Genomic DNA, 24,025 nt, shown 5'->3' on the forward strand with positions numbered 1-24,025 from the left:
GGAATGACCCATCCGACATCTCAATTACTCAACTTATGCTTCTTGAGCTTACTGTAAAACGTACTTCGCGGCATGCCCAGTAGCCGGGCGGCTTCGGCTTTGTTGCCGTCGCTGGTTTTGAGGGCATTGGCCAGTTGTTCGTATTCCTGTTGACGGGAGAGTTTCCGTTTCGACGTTGGGCTGACGGTTGCCGGCTTGGTAGTCGTAGGTGTGATGAGTTTTGGTGTCGAACGACTCGCGGCTTCGTAAATGGAAAGCGGCTTGTCGGAGACGGCTTCACGTACTTCCAGGGGCAAATTTTCCAGGAGCAGGCAATCGGTTTCAGCCAGCACGACAGCGCGTTGGATTGCATTGTGCAGTTCGCGGATGTTGCCCGGCCAGTCGTAATTGAGTAAGGCGCGGAATGCGAGATCATCGATATCCCGCATCTTTTTATTCGCTTTGTCTGCCGCTTCCTTCAGGAACTCCAGGCTCAGTTCGAACAGATCTTCTTTCCGTTCCCGAAGTGGGGGCAGGATGAGCGTGATGACGTTCAATCGATAGTAGAGGTCCTGTCGGAACAATCCGTTTTTGATTCGTTCTTCGAGATTCTGATGGGTGGCTGCGATCAGGCGGACATCGACGGAGATTGATTCCCGGCTTCCGACCGGCTCGAATTTTCGTTCCTGCAGTACTCGCAGCAGTTTGACCTGCACATCAGCAGGAAGATCCCCGATTTCATCGAGAAAAAGTGTGCCCTTGTCGGCCAGCTGGAAACGGCCGACGGTATCTTTGTAAGCACCCGTGAAGGCTCCCTTCACATGACCAAACAATTCACTTTCCAGCAGAGAAGGAGAGAGAGCGGCACAGTTGACGCTGACCATTTCCTGAGCCTTGCGGCTGCTGTTGGCGTGAATGGCCTGGGCGAGCAGTTCTTTTCCGGTTCCGCTTTCCCCGCGAATCATGACGGACGAATCACTTTCGGCCACCTTACGAGCCGAGTCGAGCACGCGAATCATTTCGGGACTAGAACCGCGCATTTTCCCTCGTTGGAAGGATTTCTCTTCCTGCTTCGGTGTCGATTCCACAGGCTCTTCCTGAACATTGCTGGCCAGTTGTTGCTTCAGGATCGCAATCTGACGTTCCTGAGATTCGACCTTGCGAACTTTCTCCTGCAGCATGTTATCGAGCCGGGAGACGTTTTGTTGAACTCGTACACATTGCAGGGCAACGCCAGTCATCTGACCAATCGCGGAAACGAATGTTGTATCTTCAGCCGTATAGGGTGAAGAGGACGCTTTCGGGCCCAGTACAACCAGACCCGTTAAACGACCATCGACTTCGAAACCATGAATCAGTTGAGAATTCAATTCCCGATGGAGTTGCTGAAGCTTTGGCATTTCCGAACGGGAGCTACCGCCAACTCGCTGGCAAGAACCTTCCTTTTCCAGTATGAGATCGGCATCTTCGTCGAGAGAAATGCGTGAAGGTAACTGCGGCCCATTCACCGCCGAGATCAAATTGAATTCGTGCGTCTTACCTTCCCGTAGATATAACGCATTGAAGCGGACCTGCAGCACTTCCCGGCTCGATCGCAGCATGTGCTCGGCTAGTGATCGTACATCTGCAACTTTGGTGACAACGGTATTCATCTGCTGCATTGCCCGGTCGAGACGATATTTTTCGCGGAAGAATCGACGATCCAGAGCTTCCTGAACACGATCTCTCAACCAGCCTAATGCGAGGATGCCCAGAGTCAAAATGATGGTCAACGGAAAGACCTGCTCGGGAACGGAGATCCCCCGGTAGACGGTCAATACGCTTCCCATGGCGATCAACAGGCTGTAACAGACCGTGAGCAGTTGACTCAGGATCAAATAAAGCACACGCCGACTGAGAATTTGATCAATGAGCATCAGCCGATATCGCAAGATTCCAATCGCATAAGCGGTCAGAAACAGCAGGCTGACGATGACCATCGGAATTCGACCGCGACCGAGTGACATACCGACGCGGTCGGCATAGGCCAGATACACCGTATAAATGACCAGAGGCAGAGCCAGGCAGGCAGCTCCAAGAATCCATTGCATCTGTTTTTGCTCGGCTGGCTGCTGACAGGCGCGATAATTTGTGAACATTACGCACATGCTTAAGCCATAATAGACGGCAGCGATTGGAATGTAGGTATCGATCGCAAACCGCAGCCAGGTAATAATTGTCTGAGTGCCCGGTGTCGCTGAACTCGGGTCAAAGGCAAAGTAAGCAACTCCCAGTAATGAAACTGTGGTGATCAACATAAGTGCTGGAGCGGCATAAAGAGCAGTGAGTATAGAAATGGTGTATTTTTCGAGATATCGATTCCGGAACGGATAATTCAGAAAGAAATGCAGGGTGACCACGGGAATGAGAATGGCACTGACAACAAACGGGAATGTCAGCAGCGGACTCGAAGCAATGAGCCACCAGTGATATCCTCCGACGAAAGCGGGCAGTGTCAAAAAGCAGAGCAGAAAAAACATGCGGCCTGCATGATCGCTCGGGCGGGTATAAAAGGAGAGAGCCGCTAAAGCGAAAACGCTGAACTCGAGCAGACACCAGATAATCGAAAGAACGACTTCGAGTGTCGGCAAGGCTCGCAGCATGAGATAGCTTTCGAACACCTGTTGTGTCTTACTGTCCAGAAACTGGACTCGCACATACTTTGCTTCCTGAATTTGGCTGACGTAACTATTCGAGGAACCGGACGTATTTTCTGGAGACAGTGAAGAAGCTTGCCTTGAAGCATAAACGATAACAGGAGGCAACAATCGATAGCGAATATCCTTCGGATTAACATCTTCAAGTCGACTACCGTACTCTCCCTCTTGGCTGAGTGAACGACTTAAGCTGGCCGTCGCTCGCGAGAAGGACGCAAAGGAGTGTATTGGAAACCCATTGATCTCAAGAATGCGATCACCATCAGAAGGAGCATTGCCAAAATAGGCTGGGAGACCATTTCGGACACCATCCGAAGCGGGCAGAAACTGCCGAATTTCAATTCCCTTGCCTGATTCGGTTTCACTGTTCACCAGACAACGAATTCCCAAATCCCCACTCGTAGCAACAAAAAACAGTACAGCAGCACAATATAAAGCCAGAAACAGTGTCGCTACTCCGGCAATCCAGCGATAGTAAATGGGCTCAGGTTTCGACATCTCAATTTCACATCAAGGGAATGAGCATAAACAATGATAAAGAGGCAATGGGCTCTTATTCATCATGCCAAGAATTCGGCGCCGAAGCAAGAATCCGATAAGACATTGCCCAAATAAATCGGCGCTTGCCGAGTTTCGGCGCCGAAAAGCAAGGCGATGTTTGTTTTATGGTCCGAATAATCCAGCAAATTTCAGACGCGTTTACACTGTTTACGGCAGATACGAGTTGAATTTCCCCCAATACTATAATTAGTTGCAAGAAAAGCTCGTTTTCGAATCATTCCTTAGCCGGTTGGCATACGAAGTGCATACATTGTTTGCATGACCAAATCTAATGGTCTTAAGAATCCAGCCAAAACCCTTGAACGAGCCGTGTTCTGTAGCAATTGGTCCCCTGAATCGCAGCCTGACCCACTCTGCAATCAGTTTTATTCTGTTACAGCACGAAAATGGAGTTGCTCGTCGAGGGTTTTTCTATGCGCTAATTTAATGGAGGTCATCTTTTCTGCCATCTCCATTGGTCATTTATAGTTGGAATTGCTTTGAGATTCCATTTTTCAGTGTCTTGATTAACTGATCCCTGCGCGTGATGATTGTGATATTTTCTCGTTGGAATGATCTGCGGGTATGCCGCGACAGTCGATGAAGCAGGAATGACGCATACGGTATGAACCTTTCTACACTACAGGATGCTTTCGGACGAACGCACACGAATCTGCGCGTCAGCGTGACAGATCGTTGTAATTTGCGTTGTTTCTATTGTATGCCTGCGGAGAATGTTCAATTTCTCCCCCGACCCGAATTACTGACATTCGAGGAAATCAGTCGCTTTGTCGAATTGATGGTTCGACGGTGTGGCATCAATAAAGTTCGGCTGACCGGCGGTGAGCCCCTGGTTCGACAATCGATTCACGAGCTGGTTCAACAGCTAGTCAACATTCCCGGCTTGAATGATCTGGCACTGACTACGAATGGAATTCTGCTGCCGGATCAGGCCATCAATCTTTACAATGCAGGTCTGCGACGACTCAATATCAGTCTCGATACCCTCGATCGTGAGCGGTTCCAAGAGATGACCCGCCGCGATTCTCTCGATAAGGTACTCGCTGGAATTCAGGTGGCTCGGGAAATGGGGTTTGGACCGCTCAAACTGAATGCGGTTGCCATGCGTGGAATTTCAGAAGCCGATCTAGTTCCGCTGGCAGAACTCTCCCGCGAAACGGGGATCGAGGTTCGCTTTATTGAGTATATGCCACTTGATGCGGAACGTTTGTGGGAGCGTGAAAAAGTTCTGTATATGGATAAGATGATTGAAATCCTTTCCCGCGAAATTGCTCCTTTGCTACCGGTCGATATCGATCAGTCTTCGAAGCCAGCGGTCAGTTACGAATTTGCTGATGGCCGGGGCAGGATTGGATTTATTTCCTCAGTGACGCATCCTTTCTGCAGCCGCTGCAATCGTTTCCGGCTGACAGCTGACGGAAAGATTCGCAATTGCCTGTTCAGCCTGGAAGAGACAGATATCCGGGGATTGCTACGATCAGGAGTTTCTGAAGAGGAAGTGATTGCAGCCGTTTCCGGAAGCATCGCAGATAAGAAAGAAGGACATGAAATCAACACTGCTCGCTTCCTGCAACCGAAGCGGCCTATGTATTCGATCGGTGGATAGAGCATTTCTAAATGCAATATGCCTTCGGATGTGCGATTACTTCCTTGAAATGTTGCATTTGTTCGGGCAGAACGTACAAAATTGATTTTGTTATTATCAAAAAAGCCAGCGTTCTTAGTTCGACTTTCTCACTTTCTGCTTAGGCGCCCCTGAGAGCACTTGGGCATCTGCTTCTGTGGGTGGACGATCCAGAGCCAGGTAGGCGAACAGGTCGGCCAACTGCTGTGGAGTCAGTTGTTTTTCGAGATCTTCGGGCATCATGGATGTTTTGCTGACTTTATAAAATTCGATCTGGTCGCGGGGAATGGTTTCCTGTTTTCCGCCCTGGATTTTCAGGACGATGCGTTCTTCACTTTCTTCGATGGGTAGTCCGGTCAGCACACGGCCTTCAATCGTGACGAGAGTTCGTGCTTGATAAGCGGGTCCGATGACGGCGCTGGGGTCGAACACATTTTGCAATAATTGTGCCCAGTTGTTGCGACCGTTGCGGGTGATGTCGGGACCGACCTCTGCTCCTTCGCCGTACATTTTGTGACACTGGGCACAGACTTTCTTGAAGACGGCGATTCCCTGGTGCGGATCGCCGGGGGTGCCGTTGAGGAAGTCGCGTTGCTGGTTGATGACCTGTTGGCGGTCGGTTCTCTGCTCGGCTCGAATCTGTCCATAGACTTTTGTGACGAGAGTCTGCAGTTCCTCGTTCTTGAATGAGGCGACTCGCTTGAGTTGGTTGAGGTTGACATCGCCCTTGGAGATTTTCTCTGCCTGGATTCGCTTGAGTAAATCGAGGCTCCAATTCGCCCGTTGGGTCAGGACTTCGATGACGCGTGGTTTGACGTCGGGTTCCCAGTTGGGGTAGTTGTCGAGGAGGTAGTCTGACAGTTCGGGATCGGAAATGCTGCCGAGGGTTTCGATGATGGCGATGCGGAAATCTTTGGGGGCGGATGTTCCTGAGATGGTGTCGCTCAAGCTAGAAATGAGATGCGGAGCTTTGGCGGCGATTAGGGTTTTGAAGGCAGCCAAGCGGACGTTCTTATTAGTATTGGAGTCGGAGTAGGTTTTCTGGACTTGCTGCATTGCCTGTTCGTTGCCGAGTAATGCGGACAGGACGGTTGTCTCATTTTTTATAGAGGCTTCGTTATTCAGCCGGGCGAGGACTGGAGAGAGTTCGGTTTTGAGTTGGTTGTATCGGTCGCCTGAGATTTCTCCGGTTTGAACTTTTTCACTGAGAGAGCTGATCAGTTTGCGGGCCAGTTCGGCACTGGGGGAATGAGTCAACTCGAGTTGCTGCAGTGTGGCAGCGATTTGTTTGTAGTTGTGGTTTCCGACCGTCAAATTCGCCAGACCATCGACGAGCGGCATGATGCCGGGGGTTTTGAGGGCCTCGGGGGAGTTGGCGATGGCTGTGAGGATGGCTCCCTGTTGGGCGGGGATGCGGTTTTCGAATGCGCGGCAGGCATTCCAGAGGAGGTGCATGGCCATCTGGTCGTGGCCGGATAGTGTCATGGCTTTGACATATGGTTCCACGAAATTGACATAGGGCATGTGCTGTTCATGGATGCGAGTTGTGAGGATGATGGCCTGACGTCTGACTTGAGCGTTTTCATCTTCGAGGCCGGCCAGCGCTTCTTCATTGATGAGCAGGTCGTGGGGATGACTGGTTTTACTTCGGTCGATCAATTGCTGGCAGATCCGCAAGCCTTGCATGCGTGCGAAAGGATCTTGATGTTGTCCGAGTTTGCGAATGACTGTTTCTGCTCGGCTGTCGTCATGATTATTGTGAAGATCAAATCCTGACAGGGCAAAGAGAGCTGTTCTTTGTTTGCGGTTTAATGTGCCTGCAGAATTGAGGACGATCTCTATTAATTGTTTTGATGTTTCGACATTATTGCGTTCCTGAAGGAGTCGCTGAGTGGTTTCGCGGATGAAGATATTGGGGTCATCGAGCAAGTTGATCAGATCCTGATCGGACTTTGCTCCGAGGTCGGGAAACTTTTTATGTTCGTGGTCTTTGTAGACGACGCGGTAGAGGCGTCCTTTGGAGCGTTCGATGCCAGCGGGGTCGGCGTTGGCATCCTGATAACAGTGATAGCGGTCGTACCAGTCGAGAATATAGAGGCAGCCATCGGGACCGGTTTTCTGAACCACGGGCATGAACCAGGCATCGTTGGCGGTGAGGAAGTCGGCTAGTTTGGCGTCTTTCCCTTCGCCAATTTTGCGGACAGTTTCATGTTCGAAGGCCCCTGCAGGAGCGGGGAAGCCGGGATGGGGACGGCCTTTGTAAGTGGCTCCGTCCTGCTCGACAATATCGTTATTGATGCAGCCGCCGTGGATATTGCCCATGTAGAGGACTTTCCGATACATCTCGGGATAGGCTTCGGAATCGAACCAGGTGATGCCGCAGAAGGCGGCTTTCTGATGCTTGTGATTGACAATGGATCGCATCGGCCAAGTGTGTGGTGGGTATGGGCCACCCTGACGAATGTAGTAAGCGGTTTCGGCGATGTGCCAGAGGTGATCGATGACGCAGGCTGAGAGGAAGAATTCGCCATCTTCATTAATGGCGATGCCCCAGGGGTTACTTGTCCCTTCTGCGAAAATCTGAAACTCGCGGGTGCGGGGGTGCACCCGAAATAAGGCGCAGGTGAACTTCCACCCGGGTTGACCCTCTTTATAGTTTGGATTCTCCGGTGCATAATTGACATTACAATAATTGAACACGCCATTGAGGCCGTACAGCCAGCCGTCGGTTCCCCATGTGAGTGAGTTCGGAAGTTCGTGAGTATCGGTCCGACCGAAACCGGTGACGACTTTTTCAATCTTATCGGCTTTCAAATCGCCGTCGGTATCCTGCATGAAGAGCAGATCGGGAGCATTGGCCACCCACACGCCGCCGTGCCCGACTGCGATGCCGGAGGGGATATTCAGACCTTCGGCGAAGATGGTTGTTTTGTCGACTTTGCCGTCACCATCGGTATCTTCAAGAACCTTGATGCGATCCTTGCCGGGGCCAGGGGATTTGCGGGGGTACTCGAAACTTTCAGTGATCCAGAAGCGGCCTTTTTCGTCGATGGCCATGCCGACGGGATTCACAACATCCGGCTCCTTCGCCACGATTTCTACGGAGAAGCCTTCCGGGACGACCATCTTTTTGATGGCTTCTTCGGCAGAGAGAGCAGGTCCTGGTGGTTTTTCGTGTCGACGGGGAATTTCGAGACGTTGGGCTTCTGCCAGGGAGTTGATGAAGAGAACAATCAAAAGTGTAGCGAAAACTGTTATTCGAGTGGTCATCATTTGCGAGCCTGCAGTTGTTGTGCGATTGAGATTTTTATTTCGGGAAGTATTACTGTGATACTTTCGCAGACCTGGCTCAAAGATTCAATCATCAGGTGGGATTGATGTGATGCAGAGTTGGCTGGGATCGGATTTGGTGAAATGAATAGTATCCTCGAATCATGCTTGCCCTGTTGGGCGATGGAAGCATGGCACCGGGTTACGATTCTTGACATTCATCGCAGTTCCATTGACATGTCTCGCGAATGGTGGAGCATCTTGTGCTTTCAGCACCCATTCGACAAAATCGGATGTGCCACCCGCCTCTTTGTTCATAAATTTTTCTCATGAATCCGAGCAAGTTCGACTAAAGATATACGTTCAGGCAAAATGGCTTTTGCTTCAATTTCATGTAACTCCACTTCCAAAGCTTCAGGTGTTCGGTCTTTTTTGTACAACTCACTCACAGTGATGTTCTCACTGTCTTGCCTAATTCTTCCATCAAATGCTAATTTCTGGCAAGTAAGAATGCACTTATACCAAGCGACTAAATCGTACTCATGATCCTCACCTGTCTTGCTGCGAAAATTGGCTCGGCTTTTTAACATTCTTAGCACCTTATCATTAATGCTATTTTTTACTCCCAGACTTGTGTGAAGATCATCTCCGGCCATTTCTCTTAACTCTATTGAGTAAGGTAGAGATCTCATAATAGTGCTCTCTATACTATAAAATAAGTTTTAAACTAATAACGCGTGTGCCCCAGACAGTTTCACTAACTGGGTGGGTCAAGTCCACAAAAGGCTTTCCGTTTAATGTCGATTCTGCATGCAACGAATGACAGCTTCTCCACCACGAAAGATACCATCGGGGTCCCCCGCAAAATTCAAGGTCATAGCCCATCCGACAATTATATCAGCTATGGAAAGCTGCTTTCAAACACACCCACATCTTAACTTGTCTCTCCAAGCTCTAGCGGCAGGGTCAGGAGCACCAGCGGATGGACCTGGTTACAGCTGCATTCGCAGCTAGACCTCCAAGCGGCGTGTAATCGCCTGAAAAATAGGCTTCAAACCCACAAAAAGCCACGGGTGGCCCAGCCGATTCATTTCGGCTGGGTCGATGAAATCGACACGATGCTGCCTTTGTACGGTCTATTTCGTTATCATAACATGCCTTACCACCTTAACCTTTACGGCTCAGTCGGCACAATTTGCGTTGCCGTTTGGATTTCCTGCTAATAAAATTATTTAAAAGGAATGATGCAATTAGAATTGTTGTGTTATACCTATTAGTAGTTCGATAAACATCGTAAGTCCATTTGAGACTTTTAGATTGATCTTGAGTTTTCCAAGAAGGATCTTACGGCTGCGCCGCCCCGAAAGAATCTTTCGGGGCCACCCGAGGCTGAGATCTGGAGTCTTCGCTGCGCTACGACCCCAGCCACCCACGTCATCGAGAGAAGGAAAACACTCGACATTGGGTTTTTGATGAGGGACACACTCGCTTGCGCTTCGTGCTTGTATTGGTTATTATTCCCCGTTCGAGTTGGCCAATCTCTTCCCTCTGCTCTTAAAAAATCCCTGCAGGATTCCCCAATGAACAGTCCGTCCTTTGAATGCTTTGATCTTGCTCAGACGGTTCGTTCGATTGCCACTGCAGTGGGAGTGGGTGAGCAGCAGGCGCGGGCGGCGATTGAATTGCTTGAGGATGGGAATACGCTGCCGTTCATTGCCCGGTATCGGAAAGAGGCGACGAAAGGGCTTGATGAGACGCAGTTGCGTTTGATTGAAGATGCTCTGGCGAAAGCTCACGAGTTGGCGAAACGCAAAACGACGATTCTCAAAACGATTGATCAGCTCGGGCTGTTGACGCCCGCACTGCGTCAGCAGATTGAACAGTGTGATGACAAGATTGTGCTGGAAGATCTTTATCTGCCTTATAAGCCGAAGCGTCGAACACGAGCGGCGATGGCGCGGGAGCGGGGGCTGCAACCGTTGGCCGATCTGCTGCAAAAACAACAGCCGTTGCGGCCCTCTCGAACAGAGGTGATTCGTCCTTTTATCAATCCCGAGAATGAGGTTCCCGATGAAGAGGCTGCGCTGGCGGGGGCGTGTGATATTTTGGCTGAGCAATGGGCCGAAAATGTTCAGACTCGCAGCTGGCTCAACGAGCAGTCGCAGCGATTCGGGCGGATTCATTCGCAGGTGAAGCGGGGCAAGCAGGATGAGGGCGAGAAGTATGAGATGTACTTCGATCATGAAGAGGCGGCCAGCCGCATTCCTTCGCATCGTTTGCTGGCGATGAAACGGGGAGAGGCGGAAGGTTTGCTGAAGGTCAGCCTGAAGCTGGATGAGGAAATTGTGCTGCGTAAACTCAAATCGCGACTCTCGCTGAATCATCAATTCGAGTTGCATTCCTTGATGGAGCAGACCGCTGAGGATTGTTATCAGCGATTATTACTGCCCGCGGCTGAGTCGACACTCCTTCAGGAACGCAAAGAGAAAGCGGACGAAGAGGCGATTCAAGTCTTCTCTCAAAACCTGCGGGAACTGTTGCTGGCTGCTCCAGCTGGTCCGAAAGTGACGATGGGCATCGATCCCGGATTTCGTACAGGTTGCAAAGTCGCCATTGTCGATGGAACGGGGAAGTATCTGGAAAGCACGGCTATTTATCCGACGCCTCCTCGCAACGACATCGACGGAGCCACCAAGACACTGAAACAGTTGATGGAACGGCATCAGGTCGAGTTAATCGCCATCGGCAACGGGACTGCGTCTCGCGAAACGGATGCGTTTGTGACTGCTCTACTCAATGACTGGAATTCGCAGCATCAGGATCAGCCTCCCGTTCTCAAAGTCGTCGTCAGTGAATCGGGAGCTTCGATTTACTCGGCCAGTGAACTGGCGGCTCGGGAATATCCTGATCTGGATGTGACGGTGCGGGGGGCGATTTGTATTGCTCATCGATTGCAGGATCCGCTGGCGGAGTTGGTGAAGATCGATCCGAAATCGATTGGTGTGGGGCAGTATCAGCATGATGTGAATCAGTCCCAACTCCGGCACGGGCTGGATCGGGAAGTGCAGTCGTGTGTGAACATGGTCGGCGTCGATGTGAACATGGCGAGCAGTTCGTTGCTGGCTCATGTGGCGGGCATCGGGCCGAAGCTGGCCGAAAAGATTGTCGAACATCGGGATGACCAGGGCCGATACGCAAGCCGGGCGGCTTTGATGAAGGTGCCTAAACTGGGGAAGAAAGTCTTCGAGCAGGCGGCTGGCTTCCTGCGAATTCGCGACGGAAAACATCCGCTCGATAACTCAGCCGTCCATCCGGAAAGTTATCACATCGTTGAAACGATGGCGGCTCAACTCGGCGTGGAAACCCGTCAGCTGGTCGGCAATGAAAGTCTGGTTTCCAAATTGAAAGCCGAGGAGTTTGTGACCCCCGAGTGCGGCTTGCCCACCGTAGTGGACATTCTGGCCGAACTCGCCAAACCGGGTCGCGATCCCCGCAGCGAATTCAAAGTCGCCCAGTTCTCCGAAAACGTCAACGAAATCACAGACCTCAAACCAGGCATGATCCTCGAAGGAGTCATCACCAACGTCACCAAATTCGGAGCCTTCATCGACCTCGGCGTCCACCAGGACGGCCTCATTCACATTTCCGAACTGGCAGACCGCTATGTGAGTTCCCCGAGCGAGGTGGTTTCGCTGGGGGATATTGTGCGAGTGAAGGTGTTGGAGGTGGATGTGCAGAGAAAACGAATCGCGGTTTCGAGGAAGCAGGCTTGAGGGAAGGTGACTATCCAGAATTTGGAGTTGACTCTGTTCGTTATTTCGTCGATCGAATTATAAAACCTCTTGTGACTTCGTCACTTCGATCGCTGCTTCGCAACAATTGGTGCTACCCGCTACATTAATTCATTCACCAAATAGCTTTCTCCATAGAATACGACTTACTAACAAGACTGATCCCCATAGTTGAATTCGAAGGCATACAAATACTATTGAAAGTGACCGGCAAGTGAATGCAACACGTGTCCAACGTTGCTCCCATTTACCGCGAAATTTATTCTGAGCATACAAATAGTCTTCGACAAACTCGTTAAACGAGGGCATGAAAATCTCGCGTTTAGTTCGCCCAGACAAGATAAGTGAAAACATTAGCCACAACTTGGGAAGTCCTGAACAAGTAGGATTACCCCACGTTTCTATCTCTTCACCATCTATGCTGATAGTAAAACCAGGTGGTACATCGATCGCCAACCAAATTTCTTCTTTCGAAGCATCCGTTTCTAATATTGTTATTGAAACGGAACCATTTTCAGTATCGCAGACGATGCTGTCCCCTTCTAAGCAATCAAATTCGTGCATTTCTAACCTCATACTCCTTTATCTATTTGCCTGAAATCCTGTTCATTCGAAAATTGTGTTTTGTCACAATAGAATTGCTGAACGAACTTAATTGTACGCTGACCTTCAGGAGTGATTTTGTACTTACGCTCCTTTATGGTTTGGCCACTAACTACAAACGATTCATACCAACCTGAAATTAGCATTGCATCTTCCATACGCGACATCAATTGATAAAAAGCAGGAGCACTCTTTCTTGCTCCTTCTTCGGCTAAGCGTTCACGCAAATATCTACCGGAATGCGCATCATTACGAATTAGGTATAGTATAAAAAACTGCAAATGCGTCACGTCGGGAAGTGACATTGTGTTTACCTTTCCTTTCTGAAATTCGGACATAACGCCACGTTATGTCCGAATCGTGGTTTTGTCAATATCTAATTAAGCATTAATTTTAAGAATATTTTATTTTAGGGGATGAGTAGGTTCGCCCAACCGGGACTACATGTTCCAGGTCAAAGGGTAGCAACGATTGATGCGAAGCAGCTACCGGTGTGACGAAGTCACAAGAGGCATCTTCGTTAATAAGGTCGAGAACAAATCCAATGGTCACAATTCGCCGGATTGTGGATGATCAACTATATGTTCATTTTGTGACATTCTCAGTTGATAAACGGCAAAAACGATTGGATCATGATCATCCCAAACGAATTCTGCTCGGCGTTTTGAATGACCAGATGGAAAAGAAGTCTGCAAAATGTCCTGGTTTTGTCAGCATGCCAGATCATGTGCATGCCTGACTCTGGTTTCCTGCTGCGGGACAACTGAGTTCTTTTATGCACGAATGGAAGCGGCAAACCAGTCTGAGAATCCGCAAGTGGTATCGTGAAAACGCGTCGGAATATCAGTCCCTATATCAAGATCCGGGTCGGTTTTGGCAGCCGAAGTATTACTCATTTGAGATTTATAGCCGAAAAAAACTGGAAGAGAAATTAACTTACATGCATCTTAACCCAGTCAGGAATGAGTTTGTTAAGAAAGCCGTCGATTGGAAATGGAGTTCTGCACGCTGGTATGAACAACGGCGAACAGTTGGTATTCCCATTGAGTGGGTCGAATGTGATTAACCTCTTGTGGCGATGCCACACCGGTAGCTGCTGCGCATCAACCGGTGCTACCCGCTTTGATTCACATTTCTGAACTGGCGGATAGGTATGTGAGTTCACCGAGTGAGGTGGTTTCGCTGGGAGATATTGTCCGGGTGAAGGTGCTGGAGGTGGATGTGCAGAGAAAACGAATCGCGGTTTCGAGGAAGCAGGCTTGAGGGGGAGTGTTGAGAAGATTGATAGGCATGCGAAATAATATTGAAATGTGTATACTAATTTTGAGCAAGTGCGTCTTGGTGTGCCCTCCTTGGATGTAAACGAAACAATTGTTTGTAGCGTCGTATTATTAATCTCATTAGCAGGAGTTTTTTATTAATGCCAACAAAAGCGTTCGCAATCGCACAAATTATTCTTTCAATACTAGCCGCTTTAATTATTGCTTGCGGATATGTCACACAGCGTGGTCGTCTCATACAGGTGCTTTCGGAATTGGACAAAATTACTGAAAATATTGCTTCAGAGTTAGATACTGTCAATTTATTAATGAATGACACTGATGAATTTACTACAAAGCTGAAGCATGCTATTCCAGAACATCGGAAGTCAATTTCAACGGCTATTGATTCTCTAGAATTAATAGCCTCAACAGTCGACAAGTGGAAAAAAGAGATTCCAAAATTCAAGCAGATCAGCATAGATACTGCTGATGTTTTTGATGATATTGCTAAGCAGTTTCCAATTCCTGTCCCTACTCTTGAAATTAAAAACAAAACAATAAATTACAAACTACCTGAGTTTGATTTAAGTAACAGGTGGATTCAATTTTGAAATGCACGGGTTTTGGGTTCGAACAGTTCGTGTGGTGATTTGAATTGGTACTTTTTGCGAGGCCGGTTGTTCAACTCCATCACAGCCGCTTGAATATCCTCGGCTTTCAGTTTACGGAAATCGCTCCCCTTCAGGAAGTATTGCCGCAGAAGCCCGTTGGTGTTCTCATTCTGGCCGCGTTGCCACGGCTGGCGAGCCGGAGCAAAATAGATCGCACAATGCAGGGCTTGCTCCAACTCTCGATGACCCGAAAACTCACTCCCGTTGTCCGTCGTCAAAGTTCGAATCAATGACGATGGCAACCCCTCAAACGCAAACACCGAAGCCGCGTTCAACGTCGATGCTTTCTTGTCCGGCAGATAGCTCGCCACAAGATAGCCGGTCTTGCGTTCGACATGCGTGACAATGTAGCCGGTCCCCTTTTGACCCTCGATGGTATCCGATTCCCAGTGCCCGATCCGCGAACGATTGCGTGCAGAAACCGGTCGCTGATCCATTGGCTTTTTGGTCGGGTCGCATCGTCTGGAGATCCCTGTGCCGTAGCGTTTGCGGCGTTTCTTTCTCGATTGACGCAGCTGCCTGTAGATGTTGCCGCCCTGCTTTTTGTTTGCTTTGATCCAGGCGTAAATCGTCTCAATGGATATTCGCATTCTGGCCTCCCGAGGATGCAGTCGCAAGAGTTGACCTGCAATCTGTTCCGGCGACCACTTGAGAGACAACTTATCGAGCAGGAATTCTTTGAGCGGAGCGTGGTTGAGTTTCCAGGGGAGTTTGCAGAGTTGTCGACGCCGTCGCGCTTTGCGGTCGGCTTTCCCGGCGAAATACTTCCCGGTCGCATCCGAATTCCGCCGCAGTTCTCGGGAGATCGTGCTGGGGTCTCGGGATAACTCGCGCGCAATTTCTATTCGAGAGTGTCCCAGGGCGTGCATGTGCGCTATGGAATCACGTTCCTCAGCAGTAAGATGCGTGTGTGACATTCGTGATTTCTTCTTAGTAGGATTGATGGTCGTTTGGTCAAAACAAACCATCTCACGAATGTCACTCTTTTTCCATCAACCCGTGCATTTCAAAATTGAATCCACCAAGAACTAATGGCTCAAGAAAAGAAACGATTCGAAAAATTTTCTATAGAAATACGGTCAATTGGCTCAGCTATCGATGCAACAGGTGAATCTCTGTCTGAAATACATAATTCAATTTCTGTTGACGCCATTTCATCGCTTAAGTTAACGGATCAACATCTCGACATGGCTGGTAACTCGCTAAGTGCCTTACAGAACAATAGTATACCTGCTGTAAAGAATGACATTAAGCAGCAGCAAGCTGGATTAAGGAGAACAATCGGCGTATTCTCGAGCGTTTCGCAACTACTCGACTTGATGATTATTTCTATTTTACTGACTACAATTGCGATTGCATTCAGCGGTTTTTCTAAAGTACAGTATGCTTCTAAGCCGCGCTGATACTGATTTCGAACCATCTCTTTTCAGAATAAGAAATAAAGAAAACATGAGCGGGTATCTATCAGATTCAATTAGAAGCTATGTTGAGATGAGAAAAGGCGTTGAACGCTTTACATCGTTCTGGTTATTCACTGCTGTAATACTTTTAGGAATATCTAGAAGCAAACAATTTAAATTGAAAGAATTATTTGGATTAATCGATGGAGATATACATCGCGGTTATGTAGTTGCATATGGTTGTATTGCAATCGGAATGATTATATTTGGAGTACACATGCGTTTACGTGAACTTCTCGATTTTCGCGAAAGTATTCTCGAAGACTTGGGATGCAGTGACAATTCTGTACATTTGAGTAATGCTGTGGCGTCGGTAGAATATATGTTAAGACTGCCGTTTCGTCTACCTGATACTAATTATAAGTATTCTTCAGTAACAAAAAGCTACTGCTGGTTAAGCGATCTGATGGCGTATTTCCCGCTACTGCTTATTTCAGCAGCTTACGTGATCTCGTTTTGCTATTATTTTGGTCTTCGTCACGAAAATTCCGAAGAAATCAATATCGGGTACCTGATGTGGGGTCATGATAATTTAAGAGGGTTTAATGCCTATTTAGATATAGTAGATGGAGAAAAGCATATATTCTTCCTTAATGCACCCGTACAAACATGGATAAACATTATTGGTTTTATATATGTACTTTATGTAATTTGTTGGTGGTCCGTTAAGGTCTTCTGGAAGGGTAGTCCATACCGAACTCACACTAGTCCAGGTTGGCTTTCCAAGAAGACGATCTCCGCAGGTGGCACATAACGCAGGGTGGCCCGGCCGACTTTGTCGGTTGGGTGCTGAATGCACAAGATGCCTCACCATTCGCGCCCTTCTCTATTGGACAGCAAGTTCATCCTCAGCTTCCAAGCCAGACGGCCAGCGAATGGGAACTCCGACCGTCTTCTGCTGAACATACCATCGTGCAGAACTCCGCAGGGTAACCCGACCGACTTTGTCAGTAGGCTCGCGGAGCGACAAAATGAAACGATCATGTGGGTTCTGATTTAGTTAGGCATCCCTCAATCTCAATAGCCAAAGGCAGAGGACCAGCTAGCTCAGCTATCTGGGTGGATGAAGTCCATAAGAGGCTTCCCGTCAAAGGTGGAGCCTGCCTGGTTGTGAATTGACAGCAGTGATGACCGGGGCATTTTTCCCCACCACGGCAGATTGCCCCAAGGCTCCGAGTGGGAATAGGCTGCTTTTAGCCTGAAATATCGCTTAGTTCGCGTTATTATCGATTTGGCACAGGACTTGCCTTAGTTCTAATTCAATCACTCGTCCTGGCTGAAGTTTTAAAGAATCGAATCAATCTTACAAAGGCGATCCCATGCTTCAAGAAAATAATACTCGTGAGCGGATTAATGAATTGACTCACGAGATTCAGAAACAGAACGCTCCTTTTCAGGCGATTGTCGAGCAGGTCAATCATGTGCTTGTCGGGCAGGAAAAGCTTGTCCATCGGATGCTGATTGGACTCCTCGCCAACGGACACCTTTTAATTGAGGGGGTGCCGGGTTTGGCGAAGACGACCGCAGTGGCCAGTCTTGCCAAAGCGATCAATACTGGTTTTCAGCGATTGCAATTCACGCCCGACTTGCTGCCTGCCGATTTGATTGGGACGCAGGTCTATCGTCCTCAGGATCAAACCTTTGTCGTGCAAAAGGGGCCGATTTTTTCGAATCTGATTCTGGCCGATGAAATCAACCGTGCTCCTGCCAAAGTGCAAAGCGCATTGCTCGAAGCGATGCAGGAGCGACAGGTGACCATTGGGGGCGAGACCTTCCCGTTGGATAATCCGTTCCTGGTGATGGCGACTCAAAACCCAGTCGAGCAGGAGGGGACTTATCAGTTACCGGAAGCTCAGACTGATCGTTTCATGTTGAAGGTGATCGTCGATTACCCCAACCGTGACGAAGAAATACGAATTTTGCAGAGGATGAGTCGGACGTCTGCAAAGTTTGATATTCAACCCGTGACGACTCCAGCAGAAATTCTGGCTGCTCGGGAGCTGATTGATGAGATTTATGTTGATGCGAAAGTTCAGAATTATGTTGTCGATTTAGTGATGGCGACGCGAAATCCGGAAGCTTATGGATTGCCGTTGAGCGAACTGATTCAGTTCGGCGGCTCACCCCGGGCAACAATTAATCTCACACTGGCAGCCAAGGCGAATGCGTTTCTTGCAGGTCGGGGCTATGTGACTCCCGCCGACGTGAAAGAGATTGCTCTGGATGTTCTCCGGCACCGTATCATGGTGACTTACGAAGCTGAAGCGGAGGAACGAACCAGTGAATCGATCGTGACTGAAATTCTCAATCATGTGGTCGCTCCATAACGAATCTCCCTGCCGCAATCAGCAAGGTGATTTCCTGCAGACTTATACGTCGCCATCTTGCTGATTGCTCTTTCTACTTAACCAAGTTTCATTTGAAAATCGGTGAATTTCATCAAACGACCAATAGGCCGGTACGCAACAGAGTAACAACGAAAAACAATTGTAGCCGCAGCGTTGGACTTTCGGGGGCTTCCGCTGAAGCGGAGCGCCTCCGCCACCCCGGAGTTCCTTATTCAATATGTTCTTGAAAATCCGTTCTCCATTTGGGACGGGATTTAGATTGAGTCCTCATTATGATTCCACGCGAGATTTTCAAAAAAATCCGGCATATTCAGATTCGGACGTCTCATAAAGTCGACGAGATGCTGGCAGGTAACTGGCATTCGGCCTTCAAGGGACGTGGGATTGAATTCGAGGAAGTTCGTCCTTATCAGATTGGCGACGATGTTCGCGCAATCGACTGGAACGTGACTGCTCGCAGCGATCAGCCGTTCGTTAAGTTGTTTCGTGAAGAACGAGAGCTGGCCGTCCATCTGCTTGTTGATTTGAGTGGTTCGCAAAACCTGGGAACTTCAACGCAGACGAAGCGGGAACTCATTGTTGAGCTCGGGGCGTTGCTGGCGATGTCAGCCATTAAAAACAACGACAAGGTTGGCCTGACACTGTTTACCGATGGCATCGAAAAAAGCATTCCTGCCCGCAAGGGTTCCCGGCATGTTCTGCGATTGATTCGGGAACTGCTGTATTGTGAGCCGATCGGAACAGGAACGAATATCAAGCAGGCTTTGGAACATCTCAGTCGCGTATCGAAACGGCGTACGGTTGTGTTCCTGATCAGCGATTTTCAGGACAGCCAGTACGAACGAGCGTTGAAAGTGGCTGGACGTAAACACGACATCATTCCGGTCGTGATTGCCGATCCGCGAGAACATGAAATGCCCAATGTTGGGTTGGTTCGACTGCAGGATGAAGAGACAGGCGAGATCATTACGCTGGATACATCGAGTCGCAGAAATCGCGACCGCTTTGCAGAGTTGTATCGACTTCAAACTGAGACACGGGACAATCTGTTTCGCAAACTTCGTCTGCTGCCGATTCATCTGGAAACCGGTTCCGACATTGTGGAACCGCTCCACAAATACTTTCATCAACGGGAGAACCGATCATGAATCGGCAACATATCATCTCTGAATTCAAGTTGCTGGCATTGGTTGGCGCACTGGTTTTGATTGGCCTCAATTCGTCTTCAGCCGCAACTCCAGCGGTTCAAGAGGAAGTGTCAAAAAAATCGGTGCAGGTGGCAGAGCCTTTCACCGTCGCATGGACGGTCACGGCTTCGGCGAATGCGAAAGTCACTTTTCCGGAAAGCGGCAAGCAACTGGGCGATTTTGACATTATGGATACGAACGACCTGTTCGATATTCCTGTCGAAAATTCGGCAGCCAGAACCTGGACTCGACGAATGACACTGGAAAGTATTCAGACGGGCGAGTTGACGATTCCCTCTCTGGAAATTCAGGTGAGTGACGCAAGCGGTTCTCAGAGGGTGCGATCCGATCCGGTGACGATTCATGTCGCCAGCGTGCTCGAAGATCGTTCCGATCCGACTCAGTTTCGGGATATTCAATCCGTGGTCAATGTCGAAGTTCCCGTGCTGCCGACTTATGAATGGGTCTGGTGGACTGCCGGAGGTTTCTCAGGCTTGGTGTTGTTGTCGATGACAGTTCTGTTTGTGACGCGCAGAAAATCAAAGCTCAGTCCCGAGAAATGGGCACTGCTGCAACTGGATAACCTGGAATTAGAAATTGAGGCTGGGTCTACAGACAGTGAAAAGGTAACAGATAAAATCTCAGAAATTGTTCACGACTTCCTGCAACTGCAGTTGGGAATCTCGGAGTCTGGATGCACCTCCGATGAATTGTTACGTCAGGTTCACAAGGACGAACAGTTCAGTTCGGATTCCACAGAACAACTGACGAAGCTGTTCAGTTCATTGGATCAATCGAAATACGCGGGTCTGAAGATGGATTCAGAGACGCTTCTGTCAACATTGCAGGAAACCCGGTTGCTGGTTCAAAGAGTCACTAAAGAATTAATCGCAGTCTCAACAGGTGTAGACTGATGAAGATAAACACTAACAATACTTAATAATTGAACTCTTTCCGAACGTTATGAAAACAAGGGTGGCGGGGGCGCTCTCGAAGAGAAGCCCCCGAATCATAAAACGTCGGGGGGCTTTCGCTAACGCGGAGCGCCCCCACCACCCCAGATCAGTTTGATGAAATCAGGTTTTGATAGCGGTCATTAGCATAAATCACTGGAGAAGCAGATGTTTTACTCACCCTGGTACTTCCTGCTGTTATTGATTGTCCCGTGGATGGCGTGGCGATTGTTTGCTCCGCGTCGTCGGCGAGCGGTTCGGTTCAGCAGTCTGAAAATCGCTCAACAAATGACGCCGACTTTGCGTCAGCGCTTGATCTGGCTACCGAATGCCTTAACGATGGCAGCGATCATTTTCCTCATTGTGGGAATCGCTCGACCTCGTGAAGGACGCGAACAAACGGTTGCCGAGAGCGAAGGGATTGCCATCGAGATGGTTGTGGATCGCAGTGGCAGTATGCAGGCGATGGACTTTCAGATTGATGGCGAACATGTGGATCGTCTGACTGCGATCAAGAAAGTGGCTGGTGAATTTGTCATGGGATCAGACGGTCATGAACTCGAAGGGCGCTTCAGCGATCTGGTCGGACTGATCACATTCGCAGGCTATGCCGATGGCGAAACGCCTCCGACACTCGATCATTCGTTTCTCGTCTCTCAGCTCAACAATGCCAGTATCGTGACCACTCGAAATGAAGACGGCACTGCAATTGGAGATGCGATTTCGCTAGCCGTGGAAAAACTGAACGCACTCGATGCACGACAAAAACAAAAGGTGCAAAGCAAAGTCATCATCCTGCTGACGGACGGCGAGAATAACGCAGGTCAACTGGAACCGGTGCAGGCCGCAGAACTGGCTGCGACGATGGGCATCAAAGTTTACACCATCGGCGTCGGAACCAAAGGACAGGCCCCCGTGCCTGTGACCGATGCCTTCGGTCGTCAGCGGATTCAGTGGATGCCGGTCAACATCGATGAGGAGACCTTGACCAAAGTAGCCGAAGTGACTGGCGGCAAATACTTTCGAGCGACAGATACGGATTCTCTGGCCAATATTTATACAGAGATCGACCAACTAGAAAAGACAAAAGTGGAGGCGAAACATTTTGTCGATTACCGCGAATTGGCGGTGCAATCGTATGCCGGGCCGATCTCTGTTCCGCCTTTGTTATTGATCGCTTTCGTGTTACTGGCAGCACGACTCGTGCTTCAGCAAACCTGGCTCAGAGAGCTGACATCCTAAAGCTGAATTTATAAATCGATATAACAGGTTTTGTCTGTTATTTTCAGAGGATCAATCAAATGGACATTCAATTTGGAAACCCTGGCAATCTTTATTTGCTGGTGATTGTGGTTCTCGGACTCGGCTTGACGGCCTGGGCGGGGATTGCCCGGATGCGGGCCGCAACGAAGTTCGCGACACCTTCCCAGCGGAGGCGGATTCTGCCACCGGGGAATTCCACTCAGCAATGGCTGTCTGCTCTGCTGGTCTCTGCCAGCCTGGCACTCATGGCCGTTGCATTGACCGATATTCGTTGGGGCAAAGCCTGGCACGAAGTTCCTCAAAAAGGGATCGAAGTGATGTTCGTCCTCGATGTCTCCAGAAGTATGCTCGCTGAAGATGCTTCACCGAATCGACTCGAACGTGCCAAGCAACAAATTAAGGATATGGTCGACGAAATGGCTGGCGATCGCATCGGGCTCATTACCTTTGCCGGAGATACTCGCCAGTCGGTGCCGCTCACAAGTCACTACGAAGACTTCAAGCAGACGCTCGATTCTGTCGGACCTCATACGGTTTTAAGCGGAGGCTCGCGACTGGGCGATGCCATCACGGCTGCCGCGAATGGATTTATGAATAAGACGAATGATCATAAAGCGATCGTCATTTTCACGGATGGAGAAGATCAGGAGAGCAATCCTGTTCAAGTCGCTGAAAAACTGTATGCCGAGAAAGGCATTCGCATTTTCACAGTCGGACTGGGCGACATGGTTCAGGGAGCACGTGTCCCGGAAACGGATCAGGGTCGAAGCGGCTATGTTCAATACAAGGGACAGCAGGTCTGGTCGAAAATGAACGGCCAGATCTTACAGGAAATCGCTGAGAAGACGGACGGAGCCTATATCCCAGCCGGAACCCGCCGGGTCAACATGGCCGATGTTTATCACAGCTATGTGGCGAATGTGGAACAGGTTGAATTTGAGACGGCTAAAATCAATTCCTACATTGCCAGATTCCAATGGTTCGCAGTGCCTGCATTGGTTCTGTTATTACTGGAAGTTCTGTTGTCTACCCGTAAGGCAAAAGTGAATATCGAAAAGCAGTCCAGTCGGGAAGCGGCTGTTGTTGAGAAAAAGCAGGCCGCTTGAAGTCCACGCTTATAAGTCCACTGTTAAAGCGTATGTGTTTTGAAAGTCATTCCATGAAAATTATTTCGATCAGACAATTGCCGCTGACTCTGCTCCTGTGTGCGATCGCCTCACCAGTGATGGCGAGCACGCCATTGGAGGCAGCCAGTGCTTCAGAGATTAATGTCGCCAACGAGTTGGTCGAGGAAGGAAAATTTGACGAGGCTCTGGAAAGTTATCGTCAAATTCAACCCACTTCCAAAACCAAAGAGGAATTGAACTACAACATTGCGGTCGCTGAATACCGGAAGGGAGAAACCGAAGCGGCAAAGACCTTGTTTACGGAGGTCTCCGCTTCTCCTCAATCAGCCTTGGCAGCCGCTGCTCGATATAACCTGGGAAATTGTTTTTATGCCGACGCCGTAGCACAGGCTGAGCAAGATCGGCCAGCAGCGATCGAGGCATTGCAACAGGCGATTCAACATTATCGTGGCTCACTGGCTGTGGATGCGAACCAGGTCGATGCGCGTGCCAATATCGAACTGGCGATGGAATTCCTGAAGAAATTGAAACAAGAACAGAAGCAAGAGCAGGAGCAGCAGCAGAAAGAGAATCAGGAACAAAATCAGGAAAATAAGGATCAACAGAAACAGGACTCTGAGTCTCAAGATTCGGAATCGATGAAAAATGATTCTCAGCAGGATCAAGAATCCAAAGAGAAGCCGAATGAGTCGAAGTCCGATCCTCAGTCCCAAGAGGGATCTGAACAGAAAGAAGAGAAGCCGTTTGAAGAGTCTCAGAAAAACCCGGGCGAACAGAATGAACAACCCCAGCCTGAGCAGGATCCTTCACAGTCCATGAATCCGCAATCGAAATCTCCCAAAGATCAAGCCAAACCTGAGGAACAATCTCCGGGTGAAAAATCTGAAGAAGAGCCTTCTTCTAAAGAGGATCAGCCTGTTCCTTCTGGCGAGTTGAAAGCGGCCAACGAAGAGGATCAAAGTCAACAGCCGAGTGGCCAGGTGGGCGTCAACGATCCGAATGCCAAGGAGACTCCGATGTCGAAAGAGGAAGCTCTCAAAATGTTGCAGGCTGTTCGCGATCGGGATTTTCTTCGAAGACTACGCCAGGAACAAAAAGAACGCAGGCGACATATCCCAACGGATCGGGACTGGTAAAATCAATTCGGGGTGGCGGGGGCGCTCCGCGTTTGCGGAAGCCCCCGATAGCCCAACGATTCGGGGGCTTCTCTTCGAGAGCGCCCCCGCCACC

19 protein-coding genes and 1 pseudogene are annotated in these 24,025 nt (G+C 49.3%); 14 read left to right on the forward strand and 6 right to left on the reverse strand.

Annotated elements, in window-relative coordinates; translation table 11 throughout:
• Positions 1–20: 20 nt before the first annotated feature.
• Positions 21–3,173 carry a sigma 54-interacting transcriptional regulator gene (locus Pan54_RS19820; RefSeq protein ID WP_146505136.1) on the reverse strand — a complete coding sequence of 1,051 codons (3,153 nt, stop codon included), beginning with the start codon at positions 3,171–3,173 and terminating at the stop codon, positions 21–23.
• Between the two features lie 667 nt (positions 3,174–3,840).
• On the opposite strand from Pan54_RS19820, the gene moaA reads away from it, so the two are divergent.
• The gene (moaA, locus tag Pan54_RS19825) at positions 3,841–4,842 is read left to right on the forward strand and encodes a GTP 3',8-cyclase MoaA (protein ID WP_146505137.1); all 1,002 of its coding nucleotides are present in this window, start codon (positions 3,841–3,843) and stop codon (positions 4,840–4,842) included.
• A 114-nt stretch (positions 4,843–4,956) separates the two neighbouring features.
• On the opposite strand, the gene Pan54_RS19830 is transcribed toward moaA, so the two are convergent.
• Positions 4,957–8,133, reverse strand: a complete 3,177-nt coding sequence (locus tag Pan54_RS19830; RefSeq protein WP_146505138.1) for a PVC-type heme-binding CxxCH protein — start codon at positions 8,131–8,133, stop codon at positions 4,957–4,959.
• 311 nt (positions 8,134–8,444) lie between these two features.
• Complete coding sequence (locus tag Pan54_RS19835; RefSeq protein ID WP_146505139.1) at positions 8,445–8,822, reverse strand: hypothetical protein; 378 nt, start codon at positions 8,820–8,822, stop codon at positions 8,445–8,447.
• Between the two features lie 888 nt (positions 8,823–9,710).
• On the opposite strand from Pan54_RS19835, the gene Pan54_RS19840 reads away from it, so the two are divergent.
• Positions 9,711–11,903, forward strand: a complete 2,193-nt coding sequence (locus tag Pan54_RS19840) for a Tex family protein (RefSeq protein WP_146505140.1) — start codon at positions 9,711–9,713, stop codon at positions 11,901–11,903.
• Between the two features lie 129 nt (positions 11,904–12,032).
• On the opposite strand, the gene Pan54_RS19845 is transcribed toward Pan54_RS19840, so the two are convergent.
• The gene (locus tag Pan54_RS19845) at positions 12,033–12,485 is read right to left on the reverse strand and encodes a hypothetical protein (protein WP_146505141.1); all 453 of its coding nucleotides are present in this window, start codon (positions 12,483–12,485) and stop codon (positions 12,033–12,035) included.
• 8 nt (positions 12,486–12,493) lie between these two features.
• A complete protein-coding gene (locus tag Pan54_RS19850; protein WP_165441875.1) occupies positions 12,494–12,829 on the reverse strand; it encodes a helix-turn-helix transcriptional regulator in 336 nt (111 codons plus the stop codon).
• 239 nt (positions 12,830–13,068) lie between these two features.
• Here Pan54_RS19850 and Pan54_RS26465 point away from each other — a divergent pair, with 239 nt between their 5' ends.
• From Pan54_RS26465 to Pan54_RS19865, 4 genes and pseudogenes are all read left to right on the forward strand, one after another.
• Positions 13,069–13,263 (forward strand): transposase, encoded by a 195-nt coding sequence (locus tag Pan54_RS26465; protein ID WP_242631374.1) that lies wholly within the window; start codon positions 13,069–13,071, stop codon positions 13,261–13,263.
• A 36-nt stretch (positions 13,264–13,299) separates the two neighbouring features.
• On the forward strand, positions 13,300–13,590 hold the full coding sequence (locus Pan54_RS26470; RefSeq protein WP_242631375.1) for a hypothetical protein: 291 nt from the start codon (positions 13,300–13,302) through the stop codon (positions 13,588–13,590).
• A 56-nt stretch (positions 13,591–13,646) separates the two neighbouring features.
• Positions 13,647–13,787 (forward strand): annotated as a pseudogene (locus Pan54_RS26855) (S1 RNA-binding domain-containing protein); the annotation flags it as partial.
• 157 nt (positions 13,788–13,944) lie between these two features.
• On the forward strand, positions 13,945–14,397 hold the full coding sequence (locus Pan54_RS19865; protein WP_146505144.1) for a hypothetical protein: 453 nt from the start codon (positions 13,945–13,947) through the stop codon (positions 14,395–14,397).
• Here the strand turns inward: Pan54_RS19865 and Pan54_RS19870 are convergent.
• Positions 14,388–15,374: an IS30 family transposase gene (locus Pan54_RS19870; protein ID WP_165441826.1), complete on the reverse strand. Its 987-nt coding sequence runs from the start codon at positions 15,372–15,374 to the stop codon at positions 14,388–14,390. The two genes, Pan54_RS19865 and Pan54_RS19870, sit on opposite strands and share 10 nt — an antisense overlap.
• Positions 15,375–15,488: 114 nt before the next feature.
• Between Pan54_RS19870 and Pan54_RS19875 the strand changes: the two genes are divergently transcribed.
• The 8 genes from Pan54_RS19875 to Pan54_RS19910 all read left to right on the forward strand — a co-directional run bounded on the left by Pan54_RS19875 (position 15,489) and on the right by Pan54_RS19910 (position 23,931).
• The gene (locus Pan54_RS19875; protein ID WP_146505145.1) at positions 15,489–15,860 is read left to right on the forward strand and encodes a hypothetical protein; all 372 of its coding nucleotides are present in this window, start codon (positions 15,489–15,491) and stop codon (positions 15,858–15,860) included.
• Positions 15,861–15,906: 46 nt separating this feature from the next.
• Entirely contained in the window at positions 15,907–16,671 is a 765-nt protein-coding gene (locus Pan54_RS19880; protein ID WP_146505146.1) for a hypothetical protein, read from the forward strand.
• 565 nt (positions 16,672–17,236) lie between these two features.
• Positions 17,237–18,244 carry an AAA family ATPase gene (locus Pan54_RS19885; protein WP_146505147.1) on the forward strand — a complete coding sequence of 336 codons (1,008 nt, stop codon included), beginning with the start codon at positions 17,237–17,239 and terminating at the stop codon, positions 18,242–18,244.
• 293 nt (positions 18,245–18,537) lie between these two features.
• Positions 18,538–19,413, forward strand: a complete 876-nt coding sequence (locus Pan54_RS19890; RefSeq protein WP_146505148.1) for a DUF58 domain-containing protein — start codon at positions 18,538–18,540, stop codon at positions 19,411–19,413.
• Positions 19,410–20,366, forward strand: coding sequence for a BatD family protein (locus Pan54_RS19895; protein WP_146505149.1), 957 nt, complete (start codon positions 19,410–19,412; stop codon positions 20,364–20,366). Before Pan54_RS19890 ends, Pan54_RS19895 begins: the two co-directional genes overlap by 4 nt.
• A gap of 207 nt (positions 20,367–20,573) precedes the next feature.
• Complete coding sequence (locus Pan54_RS19900; protein WP_146505150.1) at positions 20,574–21,647, forward strand: vWA domain-containing protein; 1,074 nt, start codon at positions 20,574–20,576, stop codon at positions 21,645–21,647.
• Positions 21,648–21,706: 59 nt separating this feature from the next.
• Positions 21,707–22,774, forward strand: coding sequence for a VWA domain-containing protein (locus Pan54_RS19905; RefSeq protein WP_207310185.1), 1,068 nt, complete (start codon positions 21,707–21,709; stop codon positions 22,772–22,774).
• A gap of 53 nt (positions 22,775–22,827) precedes the next feature.
• Positions 22,828–23,931 (forward strand): tetratricopeptide repeat protein, encoded by a 1,104-nt coding sequence (locus tag Pan54_RS19910; protein ID WP_165441876.1) that lies wholly within the window; start codon positions 22,828–22,830, stop codon positions 23,929–23,931.
• The last annotated feature ends 94 nt before the right edge of the window (positions 23,932–24,025 follow it).

It is taken from the genome of Rubinisphaera italica (genome assembly GCF_007859715.1).
GTDB lineage: Bacteria > Planctomycetota > Planctomycetia > Planctomycetales > Planctomycetaceae > Rubinisphaera > Rubinisphaera italica.

Excerpts from the sequence above, each read along its gene's own strand:
- Pan54_RS19820 (WP_146505136.1), bottom strand. The coding sequence starts at position 3,173 with ATGTCGAAACCTGAGCCCATTTACTATCGCTGGATTGCCGGAGTAGCG.
- moaA (WP_146505137.1), top strand. The coding sequence starts at position 3,841 with ATGAACCTTTCTACACTACAGGATGCTTTCGGACGAACGCACACGAAT.
- Pan54_RS19830 (WP_146505138.1), bottom strand. The coding sequence starts at position 8,133 with ATGATGACCACTCGAATAACAGTTTTCGCTACACTTTTGATTGTTCTC.
- Pan54_RS19835 (WP_146505139.1), bottom strand. The coding sequence starts at position 8,822 with ATGAGATCTCTACCTTACTCAATAGAGTTAAGAGAAATGGCCGGAGAT.
- Pan54_RS19840 (WP_146505140.1), top strand. The coding sequence starts at position 9,711 with ATGAACAGTCCGTCCTTTGAATGCTTTGATCTTGCTCAGACGGTTCGT.
- Pan54_RS19845 (WP_146505141.1), bottom strand. The coding sequence starts at position 12,485 with ATGCACGAATTTGATTGCTTAGAAGGGGACAGCATCGTCTGCGATACT.
- Pan54_RS19850 (WP_165441875.1), bottom strand. The coding sequence starts at position 12,829 with ATGTCACTTCCCGACGTGACGCATTTGCAGTTTTTTATACTATACCTA.
- Pan54_RS26465 (WP_242631374.1), top strand. The coding sequence starts at position 13,069 with ATGGTCACAATTCGCCGGATTGTGGATGATCAACTATATGTTCATTTT.
- Pan54_RS26470 (WP_242631375.1), top strand. The coding sequence starts at position 13,300 with ATGCACGAATGGAAGCGGCAAACCAGTCTGAGAATCCGCAAGTGGTAT.
- Pan54_RS19865 (WP_146505144.1), top strand. The coding sequence starts at position 13,945 with ATGCCAACAAAAGCGTTCGCAATCGCACAAATTATTCTTTCAATACTA.
- Pan54_RS19870 (WP_165441826.1), bottom strand. The coding sequence starts at position 15,374 with ATGTCACACACGCATCTTACTGCTGAGGAACGTGATTCCATAGCGCAC.
- Pan54_RS19875 (WP_146505145.1), top strand. The coding sequence starts at position 15,489 with ATGGCTCAAGAAAAGAAACGATTCGAAAAATTTTCTATAGAAATACGG.
- Pan54_RS19880 (WP_146505146.1), top strand. The coding sequence starts at position 15,907 with ATGAGCGGGTATCTATCAGATTCAATTAGAAGCTATGTTGAGATGAGA.
- Pan54_RS19885 (WP_146505147.1), top strand. The coding sequence starts at position 17,237 with ATGCTTCAAGAAAATAATACTCGTGAGCGGATTAATGAATTGACTCAC.
- Pan54_RS19890 (WP_146505148.1), top strand. The coding sequence starts at position 18,538 with ATGATTCCACGCGAGATTTTCAAAAAAATCCGGCATATTCAGATTCGG.
- Pan54_RS19895 (WP_146505149.1), top strand. The coding sequence starts at position 19,410 with ATGAATCGGCAACATATCATCTCTGAATTCAAGTTGCTGGCATTGGTT.
- Pan54_RS19900 (WP_146505150.1), top strand. The coding sequence starts at position 20,574 with ATGTTTTACTCACCCTGGTACTTCCTGCTGTTATTGATTGTCCCGTGG.
- Pan54_RS19905 (WP_207310185.1), top strand. The coding sequence starts at position 21,707 with ATGGACATTCAATTTGGAAACCCTGGCAATCTTTATTTGCTGGTGATT.
- Pan54_RS19910 (WP_165441876.1), top strand. The coding sequence starts at position 22,828 with ATGAAAATTATTTCGATCAGACAATTGCCGCTGACTCTGCTCCTGTGT.